At 74.1% G+C, this 20,989-nt stretch carries 16 protein-coding genes and 1 riboswitch; of the genes, 12 read left to right on the top strand and 4 right to left on the bottom strand.

The window, feature by feature from the left end:
• Window positions 1-4 precede the first annotated feature (4 nt).
• A complete protein-coding gene (locus ACFWEJ_RS09325; protein WP_377228923.1) occupies window positions 5-874 on the bottom strand; it encodes an oxidoreductase in 870 nt (289 codons plus the stop codon).
• 102 nt (window positions 875-976) lie between these two features.
• Here ACFWEJ_RS09325 and ACFWEJ_RS09330 point away from each other — a divergent pair, with 102 nt between their 5' ends.
• The 8 genes from ACFWEJ_RS09330 (at window position 977) to ACFWEJ_RS09365 (ending at window position 9,173) form a co-directional block, all read left to right on the top strand.
• Window positions 977-1,870, top strand: coding sequence for a helix-turn-helix domain-containing protein (locus tag ACFWEJ_RS09330; protein WP_377228924.1), 894 nt, complete (start codon window positions 977-979; stop codon window positions 1,868-1,870).
• A 67-nt stretch (window positions 1,871-1,937) separates the two neighbouring features.
• Complete coding sequence (locus ACFWEJ_RS09335; protein WP_377228925.1) at window positions 1,938-4,454, top strand: RecQ family ATP-dependent DNA helicase; 2,517 nt, start codon at window positions 1,938-1,940, stop codon at window positions 4,452-4,454.
• An 82-nt stretch (window positions 4,455-4,536) separates the two neighbouring features.
• Window positions 4,537-5,724: a histidinol-phosphate transaminase gene (locus ACFWEJ_RS09340; RefSeq protein ID WP_377228943.1), complete on the top strand. Its 1,188-nt coding sequence runs from the start codon at window positions 4,537-4,539 to the stop codon at window positions 5,722-5,724.
• Window positions 5,721-6,320, top strand: coding sequence for an imidazoleglycerol-phosphate dehydratase HisB (hisB, locus tag ACFWEJ_RS09345; RefSeq protein WP_285101537.1), 600 nt, complete (start codon window positions 5,721-5,723; stop codon window positions 6,318-6,320). Before ACFWEJ_RS09340 ends, hisB begins: the two co-directional genes overlap by 4 nt.
• Before the next feature lie 5 nt (window positions 6,321-6,325).
• Complete coding sequence (locus ACFWEJ_RS09350; RefSeq protein ID WP_377228926.1) at window positions 6,326-6,928, top strand: hypothetical protein; 603 nt, start codon at window positions 6,326-6,328, stop codon at window positions 6,926-6,928.
• 2 nt (window positions 6,929-6,930) lie between these two features.
• Window positions 6,931-7,575 (top strand): imidazole glycerol phosphate synthase subunit HisH, encoded by a 645-nt coding sequence (gene hisH / locus ACFWEJ_RS09355; protein ID WP_377228927.1) that lies wholly within the window; start codon window positions 6,931-6,933, stop codon window positions 7,573-7,575.
• A 96-nt stretch (window positions 7,576-7,671) separates the two neighbouring features.
• Complete coding sequence (gene priA, locus ACFWEJ_RS09360; protein ID WP_377228928.1) at window positions 7,672-8,448, top strand: bifunctional 1-(5-phosphoribosyl)-5-((5-phosphoribosylamino)methylideneamino)imidazole-4-carboxamide isomerase/phosphoribosylanthranilate isomerase PriA; 777 nt, start codon at window positions 7,672-7,674, stop codon at window positions 8,446-8,448.
• Complete coding sequence (locus ACFWEJ_RS09365) at window positions 8,445-9,173, top strand: SseB family protein (RefSeq protein ID WP_377228929.1); 729 nt, start codon at window positions 8,445-8,447, stop codon at window positions 9,171-9,173. The genes priA and ACFWEJ_RS09365 overlap by 4 nt, the downstream gene beginning before the upstream one ends.
• A 9-nt stretch (window positions 9,174-9,182) precedes the next feature.
• On the opposite strand, the gene ACFWEJ_RS09370 is transcribed toward ACFWEJ_RS09365, so the two are convergent.
• From ACFWEJ_RS09370 to ACFWEJ_RS09380, 3 genes are read right to left on the bottom strand one after another with little or no spacing between them, the layout of a single operon-like run.
• On the bottom strand, window positions 9,183-9,920 hold the full coding sequence (locus tag ACFWEJ_RS09370; RefSeq protein ID WP_377228930.1) for a serine protease: 738 nt from the start codon (window positions 9,918-9,920) through the stop codon (window positions 9,183-9,185).
• On the bottom strand, window positions 9,917-10,468 hold the full coding sequence (locus ACFWEJ_RS09375) for a hypothetical protein (RefSeq protein WP_377228931.1): 552 nt from the start codon (window positions 10,466-10,468) through the stop codon (window positions 9,917-9,919). Before ACFWEJ_RS09375 ends, ACFWEJ_RS09370 begins: the two co-directional genes overlap by 4 nt.
• Window positions 10,468-10,845, bottom strand: a complete 378-nt coding sequence (locus tag ACFWEJ_RS09380; RefSeq protein ID WP_285101551.1) for a DUF1844 domain-containing protein — start codon at window positions 10,843-10,845, stop codon at window positions 10,468-10,470. Before ACFWEJ_RS09380 ends, ACFWEJ_RS09375 begins: the two co-directional genes overlap by 1 nt.
• 151 nt (window positions 10,846-10,996) lie before the next feature.
• Between ACFWEJ_RS09380 and ACFWEJ_RS09385 the strand changes: the two genes are divergently transcribed.
• The 4 genes from ACFWEJ_RS09385 (at window position 10,997) to ACFWEJ_RS09400 (ending at window position 20,976) form a co-directional block, all read left to right on the top strand.
• On the top strand, window positions 10,997-14,056 hold the full coding sequence (locus tag ACFWEJ_RS09385) for an alpha-mannosidase (RefSeq protein WP_377228932.1): 3,060 nt from the start codon (window positions 10,997-10,999) through the stop codon (window positions 14,054-14,056).
• Between the two features lie 136 nt (window positions 14,057-14,192).
• On the top strand, window positions 14,193-15,470 hold the full coding sequence (locus tag ACFWEJ_RS09390; protein WP_377228933.1) for an extracellular solute-binding protein: 1,278 nt from the start codon (window positions 14,193-14,195) through the stop codon (window positions 15,468-15,470).
• Window positions 15,471-15,576: 106 nt separating this feature from the next.
• Window positions 15,577-18,792, top strand: coding sequence for a GH92 family glycosyl hydrolase (locus ACFWEJ_RS09395; RefSeq protein ID WP_377228934.1), 3,216 nt, complete (start codon window positions 15,577-15,579; stop codon window positions 18,790-18,792).
• 508 nt (window positions 18,793-19,300) lie between these two features.
• Window positions 19,301-19,412, top strand: a riboswitch (SAM riboswitch).
• 409 nt (window positions 19,413-19,821) lie between these two features.
• Entirely contained in the window at window positions 19,822-20,976 is a 1,155-nt protein-coding gene (locus tag ACFWEJ_RS09400; RefSeq protein ID WP_377228935.1) for an LLM class flavin-dependent oxidoreductase, read from the top strand.
• The last annotated feature ends 13 nt before the right edge of the window (window positions 20,977-20,989 follow it).

Genomic DNA, 20,989 nt, shown 5'->3' on the forward strand with positions numbered 1-20,989 from the left:
GGCGTCAGGCGCCGATCGCGTCCAGCACGGCGACCTCGTCGGCGGGCAGCGTGAGCCCGGCCGCCGCGACGTTCTCGCGCAGGTGGGCCACGGACGACGTCCCGGGGATCAGCAGGATGTTCGGCGAACGCTGCAGCAGCCAGGCCTGCGCGACGGCGGCCGGGGTGCTGCCCAGCCGGGCCGCCACGGCGTTCAGCTCCGCCGACTGCAGCGGCGAGAAGCCGCCGAGCGGGAAGTACGGCACATAGGCGATGCCCTGCTCGGCCAGCGAGTCGATCAGCGCGTCGTCGTGCCGGTTGGCGATGTTGTACATGTTCTGCACGCCCACGACCGGCGCGATCGTCTGCGCCTCGGCCACCTGCTCCGCCGTGACGGTGCTGACGCCGAGGTGGCTGATCAGGCCCTCGTCCCGCATTGCGGCGAGGGCGGCGAACTGCGGCGCCAGCGACCCGGGCTCCGGGGCGTCGAAGCCGCCGACGCGCAGGTTCACGACGTCGAGGCGGTCCAGGCCGAGATGCTCCAGGTTCTGCTCGACCTGCCGCCGGAGCTCGTCCGGCTCGCGGCTGAACACCCAGTGCCCCTCGGCGTCGCGCACCGCGCCCACCTTGGTGACGAGGTGCAGGTCTGCCGCGTAGGGGTGCAGGGCCTCGCGGATGATCTCGTTGGTGACGTGCGGGCCGTAGAAGTCGGCGGTGTCGATGTGGTTGACGCCGAGCGCGACGGCCTCGCGCAGGACGGCGACCGCGGCCGCGCGGTCGGCGGGCGGGCCGAACACACCGGGGCCGGCGAGCTGCATGGCGCCGTAGCCGACGCGGTTGAGGGTCAGGTCGTCGGCGAGCGTGAAGGTGCCGCCGGGGAGCGTCTGTGTGGTCATGGCTCCACCGTGCGGCCGCTCGGCACGGACAGGCAGTGCCCGGGCGATCCTGGGAGTACGGGGACCAGGCACGCGCGCACCGCCCGGCCTACGGTGGTGGGCATGACCAGGGAGACCCAGCTGAGCGAGTACCTGCGGGCGCGCCGCGAGCTGGTGCGCCCCGCCGACGTCGGGCTGCCGGAGGGCGGCGTGCGGCGCGTGGCCGGCCTGCGCCGCGAGGAGGTGGCGCTGCTCGCGGGCATCAGCGCCGACTACTACCTGCGGCTGGAGCAGGGCCGCGACCGCAACCCGTCGGCGCAGGTCCTGGAGTCGCTGGCCCGGGTGCTGCTCCTGGACGAGCCCGCCACCCGGCACCTGCTCGACCTGGCGGCACCCGCGCCGCGGAGGCGGCGTCGTCGGCCGCGCCGCGAGGTGGTGCCCGCCGGGACGCTGCGGCTGCTGGAGCGGGTCGGCATCCCCGGGTACGTGGAGGGGCGCTACTTCGACGTGCTCGCGGTGAACCGGCTCGCGGCGGCCCTGTCGCCCACCCTCCGGGTGGGCCGCAACCGGCTCCGCGACCTGTTCCTCGACCCCGCCGAGCAGGCGATGCACCCGGACTGGCCCGACGTGGCGCCCCAGATCGTCGCCCGGTTCCGCGAGGCCGTCGGCACGGACATCGACGACGAGCGCCCCGAACGGCTCGTCGGGGAGCTCTCGCTCGCCTCGGAGCGGTTCCGCACGCTCTGGGCGCGGCACGACGTCAACCTCGGGAGGCCGCACGTCACGCACATGCTGCACCCGCAGGTCGGCGAGCTGGAGCTCGACATGGAGAAGCTGTCGATCGCCGGCACCGACCGGCAGATGGTCGTGCTGCTGCACGCCGCCCCGGACTCGCCGAGCGGGGAGCGGCTGGCGCTGCTCGCGTCGCTCGCGGCGTCGGCGGGTCCGGCGGGCGTGCCCGACGACGCGGCGTCGGCGGCCCGTCCCGAAGCGGCGCGGGGACCCGCCGGGGAATAGTGTGCCAAGCGCGCCCGCTGTGGATAACCGGCTCGCGGTGTCGGTGGCTGCTCCTAGGATCGATGACGTGACCAAGGACCCCTTCGCAGACCTCCCCTTCGCCATGGAGGAGCCGCCCGACGACGCCCACCTGACCGACGTCGGTGACCCGGGGCTGCCGCCGTCGGCGCGCAACACCCCCGAGGCCCAGGCGGCGAAGCTCCAGATGCTGCGCGGCCTGCTGCCCGACGGCGGCGTGGCGGCCGTGGCGCCGGTGCGCCGGTGGCCGCCGGCGGAGGTGGACGAGCCGACTGCGGAGGCGGAGCCGGGCGCGGAGGAGCCGGCCGACGCAGCGGGGGCCGCGCCGGCTGCTCGCGCGGTCCCGGCCGCGTCGCCCGGCGCCTCGCTGCGCGAGGAGGCCGAGGCCGCGCTGCGTGAGCTGGTCGGCCGCGACGACGCGCGGCTGCGCGACGACCAGTGGACGGCGATCGAGGCGCTCGCGGCGTTCCATCGCCGTGCGCTCGTGGTGCAGCGCACCGGGTGGGGCAAGTCGGCCGTCTACTTCGTGGCGACCCGTCTGCTGCGGGCCCGGGGCGCCGGCCCTACGGTGATCGTCTCGCCGCTGCTGGCGCTCATGCGCGACCAGATCGCCGCGGCCTCGCGCGCCGGCATCCGGGCGGTGACGATCAACTCGGCCAACATGACCGAGTGGGACGAGGTGCACGCCTCGATCGCGCGCGGCGAGGTCGACGTGCTGCTGTGCTCGCCGGAGCGCCTGAACAACCCCGGCTTCCGCGACGAGGTGCTGCCGCGGCTGGCGGCCGACGCCGGCCTGGTGGTCATCGACGAGGCGCACTGCATCTCGGACTGGGGCCACGACTTCCGCCCCGACTACCGCCGCATCCGCACGCTCCTGGCCGATCTGCCCGCGGGCATCCCCGTGCTGGCCACGACCGCCACCGCGAACGAGCGGGTCACGGCCGACGTGGCCGAGCAGCTCGCCGTGCACGGCGACGCGGACGCCGGCGAGGACGTGCTGGTGCTCCGGGGCGGGCTCGACCGTGAGTCGCTGCACCTGGCGGTCCTCGAGCTCGGCGACCAGCCCACGCGGGTGGCCTGGCTGGCCGAGGCGCTCCAGGACATCGAGGGGTCGGGCATCGTCTACTGCCTCACGGTCTCGGCCGCGGAGCAGGTGGCCGAGCAGCTGCGCGGCTACGGCCTGGCGGTGGCCGCGTACACCGGCCGCACCGAGCCGGCGCAGCGCGAGCAGCTCGAGGCCGACCTCAAGAACGACGACGTCAAGGCGCTCGTCGCGACGTCCGCGCTGGGCATGGGCTTCGACAAGCCGGACCTGGCGTTCGTGGTGCACCTGGGCGCGCCGTCGTCGCCCATCGCGTACTACCAGCAGGTGGGCCGCGCGGGCCGTGGCGTCGACCAGGCGCTGGTGGTGCTGCTGCCCGGCACCGAGGACAAGGCGATCTGGGAGTGGTTCGGCGAGCAGGCGTTCCCTGCCGAAGGGCAGGTGCGGGCCACGCTCGACGCCCTGGCGGGCGGCGGCACCATGTCCACCGCCGTACTGGAGACGCAGGTTGACCTGCGCCGTTCGCGCTTGGAGACCATGCTCAAGGTGCTCGACGTCGACGGCGCCGTCCGGCGCGTGAAGGGCGGCTGGGAGGCGACCGGGCAGCCCTGGTCGTACGACGCCGAGCGGTACGCGCGGGTCGCCGCGACCCGCGCCGCCGAGCAGCAGGCGATGGTCGACTACGTGAACACCCCGGGCTGCCGCATGGCCTACCTGCGCGCCCAGCTCGACGACCCCGACCTGACCCCGGGCTGGGAGTGCGGCCGCTGCGACCGCTGCGGCACCATGGCGCTGCCCGAGGCGCCCGACGCCGAGGCCGTCGCCGCCGCGCGGGCCGAGATGGACCGTCCGGGCATGGAGGTCGAGCCCCGCAAGATGTGGCCCACGGGCCTGGCGTCGATCGGACTGGACCTCAAGGGCAAGATCCCGCCCGCCGAGCTCGCCGAGCCGGGCCGGGCCGTCGCGCGGCTCGACGGCCTCGGCTGGTCCGGGCCGCTGCGCGACCTGCTCGCCCCGAACGCGAACGACGGCGAGCTGCCCGTGCCGCTGCGCCGGGCCGCGGCCAGGGTGCTCGACGAGTGGCCCGCGCTGCGTCCGACGGTGGACAACGGCGAGGCGGCGGGCGAGGCAGGCGACGGCGACGTCCCGGGCGGGGCCGAGCCCGGCCCGCTCGTGATCGAGGCCGTCGTGGCGATCCGTTCGGTCCGGCGGCCCCAGCTCTCCTTCCACCTGGCCACGGGGCTCGCCAAGTACCTGGGCGTGCCGATGATCGGTGCGGTGGGCCCGGTCGCGGGGCAGGATGAGCCTGGCCGGCACGACGTGAACTCCGCGATGCGGCTCGCCGGCGTTGCCCGGCGCCTGCAGCTCCAGCTCGGCGAGGGCGCGCTGCGCGGTCTGCCCGGCCGGTCCGTGCTGCTCGTGGACGACTACACGGACTCGGGCTGGACCCTCACGGTCGCGTCCCGCCTGCTGCGCCAGGCCGGGGCGGCGGCGGTGTACCCGTTCGTGCTGGGCGTGCGGTGACCCGTCCCGTGACCATCGCCACCCGCCCGGTGGGCGGACGGGTGCCGGGTCCGCGCCGCGCGGTTCGTAGACTGGTGCGGTGATGACCAACACCGTCGACCAGCAGGGCGCGGGGGGCAGCGCCACGGCGTCCTCGGTGCGGCTGCCGCTGCGCCCGGAGCTGGCGGACGAGGAGCCGTACGGCGCGCCGCAGCTCGACGTCCCGGTGCTGCTGAACGTCAACGAGAACCCGTACCCGCCCAGCGAGGACGTGGTCGCGACCATCGCCGAGGACGTGGCTCGTGCCGCCCGCGGGATGAACCGCTACCCGGACCGGGACGCCACGGTCCTGCGCCGGGACCTCGCGGACTACCTCACCCTGGAGACGGGGGTACGCCTCGACCACTGCGACGTCTGGGCGGCGAACGGGTCCAACGAGGTCATGCTGCACGTGCTGCAGGCCTTCGGCGGACCGGGTCGCACCGCGCTGTCGTTCGCGCCCACGTACTCGATGTACCCGGAGTACGCGCGCGACACGCACACCACCTGGGTGGTCGGCCGCCGCGAGGACGACTTCACGCTCGACCCGGAGCGCGCCGCCGCGAAGATCCGCGAGGTGCGCCCGTCGGTGATCCTGCTGGCCAGCCCGAACAACCCGACCGGCACGGCGCTGCCCACGGCCACCATCGAGGCGGTCTGCGAGGCGGCGCTCGGCGTCGACCTCGACGGCGCGCGCCCGGTCGTCGTGGTCGACGAGGCGTACGCGGAGTTCCGGCGCCCCGGCACGCCGTCGGCGGTCGCGCTGCTGGAGCGGTACCCGAACCTGGCCGTCTCGCGCACCATGTCCAAGGCGTTCGCCGCGGCCGGCGCGCGACTCGGCTACCTGGTCGCGTCGCCCGACTTCGTGAACGCCCTGCGCATCGTGCGCCTGCCGTACCACCTGAGCGCGATCACGCAGGCCGCGGCCGGCGCCGCGCTGCGCCACCGCGAGTCGCTGATGGCGCAGGTCGCCACGCTGCGCGCCGAGCGGGACGCCACGGTCACGTGGCTGCGGAAGCAGCACCTGCCGGACGGGCGCCCGTTCGACGTCGCGGACACCGACGCCAACTTCGTGCTGTTCGGCACGTTCAACGACCGGCACGCGGTGTGGCAGGGTCTGCTCGACCGCGGCGTCCTGATCCGCGAGACCGGCCCGGACGGCTGGCTGCGGGTGTCGATCGGCACGTCGTCCGAGATGGCCGCGTTCCGTGCGGCGCTCACCGAGGTACTGCAGGGGGAGGAACGGGCATGAGCAGGACAGCACGCGTGGAGCGCGCCACGTCCGAGTCGAAGGTGCTGGTCGAGCTCGACCTCGACGGCACCGGGCGCACCGAGATCAGCACGAGCGTGCCGTTCTACGACCACATGCTCACGGCGCTCGGCAAGCACTCGCTGATCGACCTCACCGTGCAGGCGACCGGCGACACCCACATCGACGCCCACCACACGGTGGAGGACGTCGCGATCAGCATCGGCGAGGCGCTGCGCCTGGCGCTCGGCGACAAGGCCGGCATCTCCCGGTTCGGCGACGCGCTCGTGCCGCTCGACGAGGCGCTCGCCCAGGCGGTCGTGGACGTCTCGGGCCGGCCGTACCTGGTGCACGAGGGCGAGCCCGCGGGCCAGGAGTACCACCTCATCGGCGGTCACTTCACGGGGTCGCTGACGCGGCACGTCCTGGAGTCCATCGCGCACCACGCGGGCATCTGCCTGCACGTGCGGGTGCTGTCCGGACGCGACCCCCACCACATCGTCGAAGCTCAGTTCAAGGCGCTGGCGCGTGCGCTACGCGCCGCCGTCGCCGTCGACCCCCGCGTCGACGGCATCCCGTCCACGAAGGGTGCGCTCTAGCAGCCATGTCCGACAGCCCCAGGCCCGACAACAGCGGGTCCGACAGCAGCACGCCGGCCGGCGACGACCTGCCCGACTTCGACCTCGACAACCTCGAGATCCCCGACGACCTGTCTTCCCTGACCGGGACGGGGGAGCCCGAGTTCGCCGCGATCATCACCCAGATCGCCGGCGCCGAGCCGCTCGCGGCGGCCAGCTCCCTGGCCCAGCTCGACCTGGACGCGGTGCCGACCTCGGTCGGCGCGGTCGGCGTGCTGCGGGACCGGTCGGGCGACGCGCCCGAGCGGGCCGCCGCGGCGATCTCCCAGCTCGTGCGGGGCGTCCCGCTCGTCCTGGTCACCCGCACGGGCGAGCAGATGACGGCGGTCCGGTTCGCGGACGGCGTCCGCGGCGACGAGCTCGCCCCCGGCCTGGTGCTGGGCGGCGCGCCCGAGAACGTCGTCGACCTGCTGACCGGCGCCACGACCGTCGCCGACATCGAGGGCGTCGTCGGCTCGGACTCGATCAGCAAGTTCAAGGCGATGCGGATGCTGACCTCCGCCGCGCGCAAGGCCCGCAGGAGCATGGGCAAGGGCGAGACCGGTCCGGACAGCAAGGACGGGATCTGACCGTGGGCGCGCGCGTCGTCGTCCTCGACTACGGCTTCGGCAACGTCCGGTCCGCCGTCCGCTCGCTGGAGCGGGTGGGCGCCGACGTGACGCTGACGGCCGACCGGGCCCTCGCGCAGGACGCGGACGGCCTGGTCGTGCCCGGCGTCGGCGCCTTCGCCGCCTGCATGGCGGGCCTGACGGCGGTGCGCGGCGACGAGGTCGTCGGCCGGCGCCTGGCCGGCAACCGCCCCGTCCTGGGCATCTGCGTGGGCATGCAGGTCATGTTCGACGCCGGGGTGGAGCACGGCGAGCGCACCGACGGCATCGGCGAGTGGCCCGGCGTCGTCGAGCGGCTGCACGCCGACGTGGTGCCGCACATGGGCTGGTCGCCGGTCGAGGCGCCGGAGGGCTCGGCCCTCTTCGCCGGGATCGCCGACGAGCGCTTCTACTTCGTGCACTCGTACGCCGCCCAGACGTTCACCAAGGGTTACGACGAGAACGCGGTGGGCAGGTTCACGCCGCCGAGGGTCACCTGGGCGGACCACGGCGGCCGGTTCGTCGCCGCGGTCGAGGACGGCCCGCTGGCGGCGACCCAGTTCCACCCCGAGAAGTCCGGCGACGCGGGAGCTCAGCTCCTGGAGAACTGGCTCAAGACCCTCGCCTAGCCCCACCCGTTGAGTGCTGGGTATCTGTTGCGCAGACACCGCTCGGCCGACAAATACCCAGCACTCAACACTTCGACAGACAGAACTTGGAGAGACATGACCGACCGACTCGTGCTCCTGCCCGCCGTCGACGTGGCCGACGGCCAGGCCGTCCGCCTCGTCCAGGGGGAGGCCGGCTCGGAGACCTCGTACGGGGACCCGCTGACCGCCGCCCTGGACTGGCAGTCCGGCGGCGCCGAGTGGGTGCACCTCGTGGACCTGGACGCCGCCTTCGGGCGCGGGTCCAACGCCGAGCTGCTCGCGCGCGTGGTCGGTGAGCTGGACGTGCAGGTCGAGCTGTCGGGCGGCATCCGCGACGACGAGTCGCTGGAGCGCGCCCTGGCCACCGGCGCCCGCCGTGTCAACCTCGGCACCGCCGCGCTGGAGGACCCGGCCTGGACGGCCAAGGTCATCGCCGAGCACGGCGACCGCGTCGCCGTCGGCCTCGACGTGCGCGGCACCACGCTCGCCGCGCGCGGCTGGACCAAGGAGGGCGGCGACCTCTGGGAGGTCCTCGGCCGCCTCGACGAGGCCGGCTGCGCCCGCTACGTCGTCACCGACGTGACCAAGGACGGCACGCTGCGCGGCCCCAACGTCGACCTCCTGTCCGACGTCGCCGCGCGCACCCCCGCGCACGTCGTCGCCTCGGGCGGCATCTCGTCGCTCGACGACCTGCGCGCGCTCCGCGCCCTCGGCACCATCGAGGGCGCCGTGGTCGGCAAGGCCCTGTACGCGGGTGCCTTCACGCTCCCCGAGGCGCTCGACGTCGCGGGGCGGCCGGGGGCCGGTACCGACGGGGCCGCTGAGCCCGCGGGCGACGGGGCCGCCGAGTGAAGTCCATCCAGCCGTCCAGCCAGTTCGCGGGCGACGACGGCTCGGCCGACGCCGAGCTGACCCGCCTGCTGGAGGGCCACTCGACGGGGACGGTCCCGCTGCGCGACGTCGTCGCCCGGCTGGCCGAGACCCGCGTGCTCGTGCCGGTGCTGGCCGAGGCCGGCGTCGTCGAGCAGAACCCGGACGGGCTGGCCGTCGACAAGGAGGCGTCCTCCGGCGTCGTGGCGCTGGAGGCTCCGGACGGCCGCCGCGCCCTGCCGGTCTTCACCTCCGTGGCGACCATGCAGGCGTGGCGCGCCGACGCCCGGCCGGTTCCGGTCGAGGCGACCCGCGCGGCCCTGTCAGCGGTGAACGAGAACTGGGCGCTGATCGTCGTGGACCCCGCCGGGCCCGTGACGGCGCTCGTCCCGCGCCCGGCCGTGTGGGCGCTGGCGCAGGGCAAGCCCTGGCAGCCCGCCCTGGTGCCGCACGAGGACGGGCTCGCCGTCGACCCCGAGGTCGCGTCCGAGGTCACGGTCGCCGCCGCACCCGTCCAGCATGTCGTGCGGGCGCACGCCGAGCCCGGCCGCAAGGCCGAGGTCGCCGTGGTGCTCGCCCTGGACCCGGGCCTGGACCGGGCCGGGCTCGACGTCGTGCTGGGGCAGGTCAACGCCCGCCTGGCGGCGTCCGAGGTGATCTCCGCGCGCGTGGACTCCCTGGAGCTCCGCATCGGCGCGGCCCGCTGATCCGCCCGCTCAGCAGCCCTTCGCCGGCGTGAACGCCGTGTCGTCGGCCAGCATGTCCTGGAGCGTCGACAGCGGCACCAGCAGGCTGTTGTCGTCCGCCGTCTTCGCGTAGACGACGCCGATCACGCGGCCCTGGTCGTCCAGCGCGGCCGACCCGGACGACCCCGGCTCGACCGGGGCGTCCGTGAGCAGCACCTCGCCGAGGTTGGCGTTCAGCGGGTCCCGGGTGGTGCCCATGACCTCGCCCTCGGTGACGGTGAGCTCGCCGCCCGCGGGGTAGCCCACCACCGTGACGGAGTCGCCGCGCTCCGGGTCGGCCTTCGCGAGCTCCGGGTGCGACGGCAGCGGGTCGGTCGTGCGGACCACCGCGAGGTCAGCGAGGCCGGCGGTCGACGTGGCGCCGACGGTGATGTCGTGCCCGTCGTAGGTGCTGACCTCGAGGTCCTTCGAGTCCGCGACGACGTGCTTGTTGGTGATCAGCGTGTGCTCGTCGATCGCGAAGCCCGAACCGGTCGACAGCTCCTCGCAGCCCACGTTGCGGATTCGGACCGCCATCCGCTCGACGGCGTCGAACCCGTCCGGGCTCAGCGCGTCCCCGCCGGCCGCGGGGGACAGGCCCACGGGCGTGGACGGCACGATGTCGCTCGGCACGGGGTCCGGCAGGGGCGGCAGCACGCCGCACCCGCCCAGCGTCCCGGTCAGGACGAGCCCCGCGAGGACGGCGCGCGAACGGGCGCTCCACCTCACTGGCGCAGCTCCCGCTGCAGGGCCTTGTTGGCTTCCTCCGCGTCGGCGCACAGCGCGTTGACCTCCCGCTCGTAGCGGGCCAGGTCGGCGGGCTCGTACTGGTCGGCCTCCTTGAGGTAGCCGACGAGCTGCTCCTGGCCCGACACGCACTGCCCCAGTGCGGAGGCCACCGTGGCGCCGGCCGCGCTGACCTGCGTCTGGTAGTCGAGGACCTGCTGCGAGGCGACGTTCTCGTCACCGAGCTGCGCCTTCTCGTTCGCGAGGTCCGTGATGCGCGACGTCGCCGTGGAGAGCTGGTCCCGGGCGGCCTTCAGCTCGGAGTTCGCGCCGTCGAGCTGCATCCGCAGCGAGGCGACCTCGTCGGCGTAGCCGTGCGCCTCGGCCTCCCAGTCGGAGGCCGTGCGCTGCCAGCGGACGGTCGTCAGCCACAGGTAGGCGCCGACGGCGATCGTCGCCACCAGGACGATGGCGAGCACCCGGGAACCACCCCGACGGGGCCGCGGCGCCCGCCCCGGTTCCGGTACCGCCTCGACGGGAGCCTCGGTCATCAGACGACGGAACCCGTGTACTTCTCGCCCGGCCCCTCGCCCGGCGCGTCGGGGATCACCGACGCCTCCCGGAACGCGAGCTGGAGGCTGCGCAGGCCGTCGCGCAGCGAGCGGGCGTGCTGGTTGCCGATGTCGGGGGCGCTCGCGACCACCAGCGCGGCCAGCGCCGTGATCAGCTTGCGCGCCTCGTCGAGGTCCTTGAGCTCCTCGGCGTCGTCGCCCTCGGCCAGGCCGCACTTGACCGCCGCGGCGCTCATCAGGTGGACCGCGGCCGTGGTGATGACCTCGACCGCTGCGACCTCCGCGATGTCCCGCGTGGCCTGGTCAGGACCCACCGGAGCCTCGATGCCGGTGGGTGTCTCGTCGCTCGTGCTCATGGGCACCATCCTTTCATCCCCCCGGGGGTGCGGACGCCCACGGGACGCCCACCGGACGCCCGTCCGACACCTGCCGAACGGCCTCCCGGCGACGGCGTGAGTCTGGGTTAGCCTGCGTGCGTTCAACGGTGAAACAGGGGAGGCCCTTTCGATGCACGACGACATCACACTGACCACCGGGCGCGCGCACCGGGTGCTGACCGAACGGATCTGGCCCGCGGTCCACGAGACGTCGGTCCCGCTCGAGGTCGAGTGGCACGCCCTGCCGGGGGAGCCGATCCCGCCGGCCGAGGGCCTGGCCCTCGCGATGCAGCCGTACGAGGTGGGCACCCCGTGGGGCCCGGCCTGGGGCACCACCTGGTTCCGGCTGACGGGCACCGTGCCCGCCGAGTGGGCCGGACGCACCGTCGAGGCCGTGGTGGACCTCGGGTTCGACGTCGACCGGACCGGTTTCCAGGCCGAGGCGCTCGTCTACACGCCGGACGGCAGCCCGGTGAAGTCGATCAACCCCCGCAACCAGCACGTGCCCGTGGCCGACGCCGCGGCCGGCGGCGAGCAGGTCGAGCTCTACCTGGAGGCGGCGTCCAACCCCGTGCTGCTCGGGCACAACGTCTTCGAGCGGACGACGGAGGGCGACACCACCACCTCGTCCCCGCACCCCCTGTACACGACCCGGCGCATCGACCTCGCGATCTTCGAGTCCGAGGTGCACGACCTCGCCCTCGACGTCGAGGTGCTGCTGGAGCTCCAGGCCGAGCTGCCCACCGGCCCGCGTCGCATGCGGATCCTCCAGGCCCTCGACGACGCCCTCGACGTGCTCGACCTCCAGCGCATCCCCGAGACCGCCGCCGCGGCCCGGGCGGCGCTCGCGGACGTGCTCGCCAGCCCGGCCGAGCACAGCGCCCACGAGATCTCCGCCGTCGGCCACGCCCACATCGACTCCGCCTGGCTGTGGCCGGTGCGCGAGACGATCCGCAAGGTCGCGCGCACGACGTCGTCCATGGCCGACCTCATCGGCCGCACCGACGACTTCGTCTACGGCATGTCGTCCGCGCAGCAGTACGCGTGGGTCAAGGAGCACCGGCCCGAGGTGTGGGCCAAGGTCAAGGAGGCCGTCGCCTCTGGCCGGTTCCTGCCGCTGGGCGGCATGTGGGTCGAGTCCGACACGGTGATGCCGTCGGGCGAGGCGCTCGTGCGCCAGTTCTCGCAGGGGCAGCGCTTCTTCGAGCGGGAGTTCGGCCAGCGGTCGCACGGCGTGTGGCTGCCGGACTCGTTCGGCTACTCGCCGGCCCTGCCGCAGCTCGTCCGCCGCGCCGGGTTCGACTGGTTCTTCACGCAGAAGATCTCCTGGAACCAGGTCAACGTCTTCCCGCACCACACGTTCTGGTGGGAGGGCATCGACGGGTCGCGCGTGCTGACGCACTTCCCGCCGATGGACACCTACAACTCGCAGCTCTCGGGCGACGAGCTCGCCAAGGCGACCCGCCAGTTCCGCGAGTCGCGGCGCGCCACGGGCTCGATCGCGCCCGTCGGCTACGGCGACGGCGGCGGCGGCACCACCCGCGAGATGACCGGCCGCGCCAAGCGGCTCGCGAGCCTGGAGGGCAGTGCCAAGGTGCGCTGGGAGCACCCGGACGCGTTCTTCGAGCGTGCCCGCGGGGAGCTGGTCGCGTCCGGGACGGATGACAGCGCTGTCTGGGTGGGCGAGCTCTACCTGGAGCTGCACCGCGCGACGCTGACCTCGCAGCACAAGACCAAGCAGGGCAACCGCCGCAACGAGCAGCTCCTGGTCGAGGCCGAGGCCTGGGCGGCCACGGCGTCGGCCCGGACCGGGGCGGACTACCCCTACGAGGAGCTCGACTCCCTGTGGCAGCAGGTCCTGCTGCTCCAGTTCCACGACATCCTGCCGGGCACGTCCATCGCCTGGGTGCACCGTGAGGCGGTCGCGCAGCACGCGGCGATCACCGAGGGCGTGCAGGCGATCATCGAGCGCTCCCTGCGGACCCTGGTCGGCGAGGGTGAGGTGGCCCTGCGGGCCAACCCCGCGGTGTTCGCGCAGGCGGGCGTGCCGGCCCTCGGCGTGGCCCCGGCGTCCGCCCCGACGGCGGCGTCGAGCACCCTGGAGGAGCTGTCCGACGGCGGGTACGTGCTGGCCAACGAGCTGGTCCGGATCTCGCTGGACGCCGCGGGCCACGTGACGTCCGCCATCGACGTGGCATCCGGCCGGGACGCGGTGGCGCCCGGCCGCGAGGCGAACGTGCTGCAGCTGCACCAGGACTTCCCGAACAAGTGGGACGCCTGGGACGTGGACCGGTTCTACCGCAACTCGGTGACCGACCTGCGCGAGGCCGAGAAGGTGACCGGCGCCGTGGAGGACGGCGTGGCCGTGGTGACGGTGCACCGGCAGTTCTCGGCGTCCAGCCTGGACCAGGTGATCACGCTCGCGCCGGGGAGCCGGACCCTGGAGATCGACCTGCGGACGGACTGGCACGAGACCGAGAAGTTCCTCAAGGTCGCCTTCCCGCTCGACGTGCGGGCCGAGCACGTGGCCGCCGAGACCCAGTTCGGCTTCCACAAGCGGGTCACGCACACCAACACGAGCTGGGAGGCCGCCAAGTTCGAGACCTCCATGCACAAGTGGCTGCTCGTCCAGGAGCCGGGCTTCGGCGTCGGGCTCGTCAACGACTCGTCGTACGCGTACGACGTGACGCGCGAGGTGTCCGAGCAGGGCGTGGCGCCGTCCCCGGGCGTGCCCGAGGTGACGACGACCGTGCGGCTGTCGCTGCTGCGGGCGCCGCGCTTCCCCGACCCGGAGACCGACCAGGGCCTCCAGACGCACCGGTACGGCCTGGTCGTCGGCGCGGACACCGCGGCGGCGACCGAGGCCGGGGCGACGTTCGGCGCGCGGCCGCGGGAGCTGCGCGGGGCGAACGGTGTCGAGCCGCTGGTGGGGGTGTCCGCCGGTGTCACGCTGTCGGCGGTCAAGCTCGCCGACGACCGGTCGGGCGACCTCGTGGTGCGCGTCTACGAGGCCCACGGCCGCCGCGCGTCGGGCGCCGTGACGGTGGCGGCGCCGGTGAGCGGCGCCCGGACCGTCAGCCTCATCGAGGACGACGTCGAGGGCGGCACGGTCGATCTCACGGCGGACGGCACCGTGACCGTCGAGCTGAGCCCGTTCGAGGTGCGCACGCTGCGCTTCACGCTGGCGTAGCACCCGCCTGGCCGGACCGGCAGTTCACCCGGGTGAGCTGCCGGCCCGGCCGGTCCGGGCACCCCGTCACCCGTAGGCTCGGCAGCGGCGACATCGAGCCCGGACGCGACGAAGCCTCTGCCGGAAGGAACTGTCCATGATCATCACGAGGTTCGGGGCCGCGGGGGCGGCCCTGGCCGTCCTGGCCGCCCTGGGCGGCTGCACCCTCGACGGCGGGGGCGCGGCGGATCCGGACGGCGGCGCGCAGGACGTGACGGGCGAGGTCACGCTGCAGACGTGGTCGCTCAAGCCTCGCTTCACCGAGTACGTCCAGGGCGTCATCGCCGACTTCGAGCAGGAGTACCCCGGCACCGAGGTGCTCTGGCTCGACCAGCCCGGCGACGGCTACTCGGAGACGGTGCTCGCGCAGGCCGCCGCGGGCGAGCTGCCCGACGTCACGAACCTGCCGCCCGACTTCGCGCTCACGCTGGCCCGCGAGGGCCTGCTCACCGACCTGACGACGGTCGACGACACCTTGGAGGACACCTACGTGCCCGGGGCGCTGGCCGCCTACCGGTACGCGGGCCTCGAGGGCACGTTCGGCTTCCCGTGGTACCTGACCACGGACCTGAACTACTGGAACAGCGCCATGTTCCGGGAGGCGGGGCTCGACGCGGCCGCGCCGCCGACCAGCCTCGACGAGCTCGTCACCCAGGCGCGGATCATGCACGACGCGACCGGCGGGTACCTCATGAGCCGCAAGCCAGGCGTGGGTGACTTCGCGGCGGCCGGCATCCCCGTGCTGTCCGACGACGGCACCGAGTTCACGTTCAACACGCCGGAGGCGGCCGCGCTGCTCGACGTCTACCGGGACGCCTACGCCGAGGGCCTCATGCCCGACGACGTGCTCACGGACGCCTACCTGGGCAACAGCCAGCTCTTCGCTGAGGGCAAGGTGGCCTGGTCGACCGGCGGCGGCAACTTCATCAACAGCGTGCTGGAGAACAACCCGGCGCTGGAGGGCCAGATCGTCTCCTCGCCGTACATGGGCGCCACGCCGCTGTACGTCCAGGGCCTGTCGGTCTCGAACACGTCCACGAACCTCCCGGCGGCCGTCGCGCTGGCCCGGTTCGTCACGAACGCCGTCAACCAGGAGGCGTTCTCGGCCGAGGTGCCGGGCGTGTTCCCGTCCACGGCGGCCTCGCAGGAGAACCCGGACCTCGCGCAGAGCGACGGCACGCCGCAGGGCGACGCCAAGGCGATCGCGTTCAGCAACCTCACCACGGCGCGGGTGCTGCAGCCGGTCGAGATCAGTGAGGCGATGACCACCGTCATCAACCAGCAGCTCGCGGCGGCGATCACGGGCGACAAGACGTCGTCGGAGGCCCTCGACGCCGCCGTCGGCGAGTGCAACAAGCTGCTCGCCGACCAGTGAGACCAACCAGGGCGCTCGCCGCCCGCTACGAAAGGCCAACTGCAATCGTCTACGACCCCGACGTCGCCGCGCACGCTGCGACGACAGCGCTGTCACGGGCTTGCTCATGACCGGGCCCGCACACGTCCCCGCCGGCCGCCCCGGCGCCGGCCTGACCAGCGAGCACGCCATCCGCGTGCGGCACCGCGGCGAGGGCCGCACCGTGCTGCTCGACGGGCTGGACGTGCCGGTCGAGGCCGGCACGGAGCTGCGCTACGCCGTCCTGCCCGTGCTCGACGAGAAGCTCACCTACCGCTCCACGTACGTGGCGCTCGACCTGCTGCTCGACGACGGCACGTGGCTCTCCGTCACCGACCCCGGGCGCGCGCTGCTGGACCAGCACGGCATGCCCGCGACCGCCGTCGGGCAGGGCGAGGCCCGGATCCTGGTGCCCGACCACTGGAACCTGGTCCGCGTGGACCTGGGTCCCGTGGCGCGGACGCTGCCGGGCCGCCGCGTACGCGCGGCCGCCGCCGTGACCGCCGCGCCCGACCGCGGGCGCACCGAGGCGTGGTTCGACACGGTGTCGGTGGGGCCGCGCGCCCTGCGCACGGTCACCGGCCGCACGGACCTCGTGGACACCCGGCGCGGCACGCACTCCTCGGGCGCCTACTCGCGGGGCAACAACGTGCCCGCGGCCGCGGTGCCGAACGGCTTCACGATGTGGGTCCCGCTCACCGACGCCGCCTCCGAGCGCTGGCTGTACTCCTGGGCCGCGCACAACGGCCCGGACAACCGGCCGCGCCTGCAGGGCGTGGGCATCTCGCACGAGCCGAGCCCGTGGATGGGGGACCGCGACCAGCTCGCGTTCCACCTCGTGCCCGCCTCGGGCGACGGCGACGACGTGCCCGACGCAAGTCTCGACGCCCGCTCGATCGGCTTCTCGCACGACGACGAGACCGCCCGCCCGCACCGGTACGACGTCGGCCTGGACGACGGCGCGCGCGTGGCCGTCGCGGCGGCCGACCACGGCGGCGTGCTCCGCTTCACGTTCCCGCCGGGCGCCACGACGGGACACCTGCTGGTCGACGCCGTGGGCGACTTCGGCGCGGACGGCCCGCCCGTCTTCGTCACCGTGCACGACGACGGCACGCTCACCGGCTGGAGCGACCACGGCAGCCCGCTGTCGGTGGGCCGCAGCCGCATGTACGTGGTGGGCCGGATCTCCCGGCCCGTGCTCCGCACGGGCCGCGCCCGCGGGCGGGACCACGCGACGTACGCGACGGTGGCGCTGGAGTCCGGGGTGGGGGCGGACGGCGCCGAGGCGGGCCGCACGGTCGAGGTGCGCGTGGCGACGTCGTACATCAGCGAGGAGCTGGCCTGGCTCGCGCTGGAGCGCGAGGTGTCCGGGACCTTCGACGAGGTCGCCGAAGCCGCCCGCGCGCAGTGGGAGGAGCGGCTCGGCGTGCTCGACGTCGAGGGCGCCTCCGAGGAGCAGCGGGTCACGCTGTACTCGAACCTCTACCGGCTCAACCTGTACCCGTCGTCGTACACGGAGGTCGGGGCCGACGGCGCGCCCGTGCATGCCTCGCCCGTGCTCGACGGCGCCCCGGTGGTGCCCGGCGAGATGTTCGTCAACCACGGGTTCTGGGACACCTACCGCACCTGCTGGCCGGCCTACGCCCTGCTGTACCCGGAGGTCGCGGCCCGGCTCGCCGACGGCTTCGTGCAGCAGTACCGGGAGGGCGGCTGGGTCGCCCGCTGGTCGTCGCCCGGCTACGCGGACCTGATGACGGGCACGTCGTCCGACGTCGCCTTCGCCGACCTGTACCTGCGCGGCGTCGACCTGCCCGACCCGCTGGCGACCTACGACGCCGGGCTGCGCAACGCCACCGCCCTGCCCACCCGGTCCGGCGTGGGGCGCAAGGGTCAGGACTTCGCGCTCACCCACGGCTGGGTGCCGCGCGACGTCGAGGAGTCGGTGTCGTGGAGCCTCGAGGGCTACATCAACGACGCCGGGCTGGCGCGGATGGCGCAGGCGCTCGCCGACGCGCCCGGGACCCCGGACGGGCGCCGTCGGGCCCTGCGCGACGAGGCCGCCTACCTGCGGCAGAGCGCTCTCGGGTACGTGCACCTCTTCGACGCCGCCACGGGGTTCTTCCGCGGCCGCGCCCGGGACGGCGCGTTCGACCCGGCGCCGTTCGACCCGGACGCGTGGGGCGGCGACTACACCGAGTCCGACGCCTGGAACTTCCTGTTCCACCCCGTGCACGACGGCGCGGGGCTGGCCGCCCTGCACGGCGGGCGGGCCGGGCTGGAGCGGCTGCTGGAGCGGTTCTTCACCGAGCCCGAGCAGGCCGACAAGCCGGGGAGCTACGGGTCCCCGATCCACGAGATGTTCGAGGCGCGCGACGTGCGCCTGGGCCAGCTCGGACAGTCGAACCAGGTGTCGCACCACATCGCCTGGACGTGGTCGGTCGCCGGGCGGCCGGACCGCACCCAGGAGGTCGTGCGCGAGATCCTGACGCGGCTGTGGACCGGCAACGACATCGGGCAGGGGTACCACGGCGACGAGGACAACGGCGAGATGTCGGCCTGGTACGTGCTGGCCGCGCTCGGGCTGTACCCGCTGGAGATCGGCTCGCCGCGGTGGGCGGTCACATCGCCGCTGTTCGACCGGGCGGTGGTGCACCGGCCCGACGGCGACCTCGTGATCGAGGCGCCGGGGGCGGCCGGGCGGCGGTATGTGGAGGGGCTGGACGTGGCGGGTGGTGACGGCGCGGCTGCGGCGCGGGAGATCACTGCGCCGTCGATCGACAACGGTGACCTCGTCGGGGGAGCGACCCTGCGCTTCGTGCTGTCGGAGACCCCGACCCGGTGGGGTGTGCCGTCGGACGACGAGGCTGGTGCTGGTGCTGGTGCTGGTGATGCGGCCAGTGCCGCGGGGGTCGGCGACTACTCGGCGTCCGACCGGCCGTGGCGGCGTGCCGACGGCGGCTGGCGCGGCGTGGAGGGTGCGCTGCCGCACCTGACCGACGGCGACCTGACGACGTCGGCCGCGGTGGACGGCGTGCTCGACTGGGCTCCCGCCGCCGAGGTCCCGGCCGGATCGGTGCTGCGCGCCTACACGCTGACCTCTGGCCCGGCGTCCGACACGGCGCCGTCCGCATGGCGTCTGGTCGCGGCCGACGGCCGGGTGCTCGACGAGCGGTCCGGCGAGGAGTGGCGCTGGCCGAGCCAGCTCCGCCCCTTCGTGCTCGACGAACCGGTGCCGCTCACCGGCCTCCGGCTGGAGCTTGCCGAGCCCGGCGCCGTTGCCCAGATCGAGCTCCTCCTGGACTAGCCCCTCGCCGAGCCCACCCCGATCCCGAAGTGCGCTTCTACCCAGTCATTACGCCCGAAAACAGCCTGGTTCCGGGCCCAATGACTGGGTAGAAGCGCACTTCTGCGTTGTGTGGGCTCGGCGGTGTCGGTCGATCGCACGAGTTCGGCTGACCGCTCGGCTCGTCTCGTGACCCCGGCCGGTTCGGTGCGTGACTCCGGCTGGTCGCCGACGCCGGTGTGTGAGTGAGCAAGGGGCCAGGCGAGAGTGCGCTTCTACCCAGTCATTGGGCCCGAAAACAGCCTGGTTCCGGGCCCAATGACGGGGTAGAAGCGCACCTTGCTCGGGCGGGGCCGCGCCGCGTCCGCGCCCGCGTCCACCAGCACACCCCCGCCTGCCGGCGAGACCCTGGTCCCGGGATGTGAGATCTGGGCAAGGATCATTGACTTCTATGGGTTCCATTCGTATCTTCTGTGACATCGAGACCAACCACACCAATCCGATCGGAGAGATGTAGAAAGCCTCGACAGGTCATGAGTTCCGACGCGAAGCCCCGGCTGGTCGGACGGCAACCCCCCGCGCGGGTGGGTGCCCCGGGTGAGGACCAGGTCCACCGCCGCCGGCGGATGACAACACGCGTCGCTCGCCGATGGGCGAGCAGGTGAGGAGAACGACGATGACCCGGAGCGCTGCCCCCGCCGTCCACGTGTCCCTGCCGTCCCGGAACGTCACCGTGCGGGCTGGTGCTGCCCCGCGCGAGGACATGTGTTGTCACTGCTCCTGTCGCTGACGGCGACAGTCCCACACTGACAGCCCCGACGCGCTGACCGGTCGCCACAGGCGCCACCGGTCCGCCGCCCGGAACTCCTCTCGGCGCCGCACGCCGAGCCCCGGCCGTATCCGGCCCTCACGTTCCTGACCGGACGTCCCACTCCTGCCCTCTGGCAGCCACGCTCCCGGGTGACCCCTGGACGCCGTCGCGCACCCTGCGCGCGCCGGCCGGGTCCTCCGGGCGCCGTCGCGCAGCCGCAGCCCGAACGGAGCCCCGCCGTGCCGTACCCGTCGCAGCCCACGTCCCTCGCCCCCACCTCCTCCCGTCCCGTCGTGCTCGGCGTGGACCTCACCTCCGCCGGCGCCCGTCCGGGCGCCCACCGGGCACGTGGCCCGGTCGCGCCGCGTCCGTTCGACGGCGAGCGGTTCCTGCACCTCGTGCGGACCGCCGACCGCGGCCTGCTCGACTTCGTCAGCCTCGACGAGGGCTTCCTGCTCCATCCCGGCCGCAGCCAGGTCACTGGACGGCTGGACACGGCCGTCGCCGCGGCCCGGGCCGCCCGGGTCACATCGGGCATCGGGCTGGTCGCCGCCGTCGACACGGTGCACGTCGAGGCGGGCCACGCCGCCGTCGCGCTGAGCAGCATCGACCGCGCCAGCAGCGGCCGGGCGGGCTGGCAGGCCGTGCGGCAGGGCAAGCTCCCCGAGTCCGACGACGCCTGGGCCGCGCGCGTCGAGCTCGGCATCCGGTCCGTGACCCAGGTGTGGACCGGACGTCCCGGCAGCGGGTCGGGCGCGGTCGAGCTCGACGCCGAGGGCCGGTTCCGCGTGGACCACGACGGCATCCGGTTCGCCGTCCGGGGCCGCCGCGCCGAAGGAGACGCGCTGCCGCAGGTGCCCCCGCCCGTCGTCGTCCGCGTGCGCTCCGAGGCCAGCGCGGCGCTCGCCGGCCGCACCGCCGACGTCGCGCGGATCACCGTCACCGACGCCGCGCACGCGGTGCGGCTGCGCCGCCTCGTGCGGGACGCCGCGCTGTCCGCCGGGCGCGACCCCGAGGAGCTGCGCGTGCTCGCCGAGGTCTACGTGGTGCTCGCGCAGGAACGGGCCAGCGCGCGGGCCCGGCTCGAGCTCGTCGAGGCGCTGGAGGGCACGGCGGCCATGGGCGACGGGCTCGTCGTCGCCGACACGCCCGACGAGCTCGCCACCCTGATCGCCGACTGGACCACCGTCGGCGCCGTCGACGGGTTCCTGCTGCGGCCGTCCTCGCTCAGCTCCGACCTCGACACCATCACCGACCACCTCGTCCCCGCGCTCCAGCAGGCGGGCCTGTTCCGCACCGAGCGGACGGCGACGTCGCTGCGCGGCTCGCTCGGGCTGTCGGACGTCGAGGCCGCCGAGCGGGCGCTGCCCACGGGCCGGCTGCTGAGCGCCTGACGGCTTGACGACC

The sequence above is a fragment of the Promicromonospora sp. NPDC060204 genome, from assembly GCF_042728455.1.
Lineage (GTDB): Bacteria > Actinomycetota > Actinomycetes > Actinomycetales > Cellulomonadaceae > Promicromonospora.

Coding starts and splice junctions, on each gene's coding strand:
- ACFWEJ_RS09380 (WP_285101551.1), bottom strand. CDS start 10,845: ATGAGCACGAGCGACGAGACACCCACCGGCATCGAGGCTCCGGTGGGT.
- ACFWEJ_RS09395 (WP_377228934.1), top strand. CDS start 15,577: ATGACCGGGCCCGCACACGTCCCCGCCGGCCGCCCCGGCGCCGGCCTG.
- ACFWEJ_RS09325 (WP_377228923.1), bottom strand. CDS start 874: ATGACCACACAGACGCTCCCCGGCGGCACCTTCACGCTCGCCGACGAC.
- ACFWEJ_RS09350 (WP_377228926.1), top strand. CDS start 6,326: ATGTCCGACAGCCCCAGGCCCGACAACAGCGGGTCCGACAGCAGCACG.
- ACFWEJ_RS09330 (WP_377228924.1), top strand. CDS start 977: ATGACCAGGGAGACCCAGCTGAGCGAGTACCTGCGGGCGCGCCGCGAG.
- hisB (WP_285101537.1), top strand. CDS start 5,721: ATGAGCAGGACAGCACGCGTGGAGCGCGCCACGTCCGAGTCGAAGGTG.
- ACFWEJ_RS09385 (WP_377228932.1), top strand. CDS start 10,997: ATGCACGACGACATCACACTGACCACCGGGCGCGCGCACCGGGTGCTG.
- ACFWEJ_RS09390 (WP_377228933.1), top strand. CDS start 14,193: ATGATCATCACGAGGTTCGGGGCCGCGGGGGCGGCCCTGGCCGTCCTG.
- ACFWEJ_RS09340 (WP_377228943.1), top strand. CDS start 4,537: ATGACCAACACCGTCGACCAGCAGGGCGCGGGGGGCAGCGCCACGGCG.
- ACFWEJ_RS09375 (WP_377228931.1), bottom strand. CDS start 10,468: ATGACCGAGGCTCCCGTCGAGGCGGTACCGGAACCGGGGCGGGCGCCG.
- priA (WP_377228928.1), top strand. CDS start 7,672: ATGACCGACCGACTCGTGCTCCTGCCCGCCGTCGACGTGGCCGACGGC.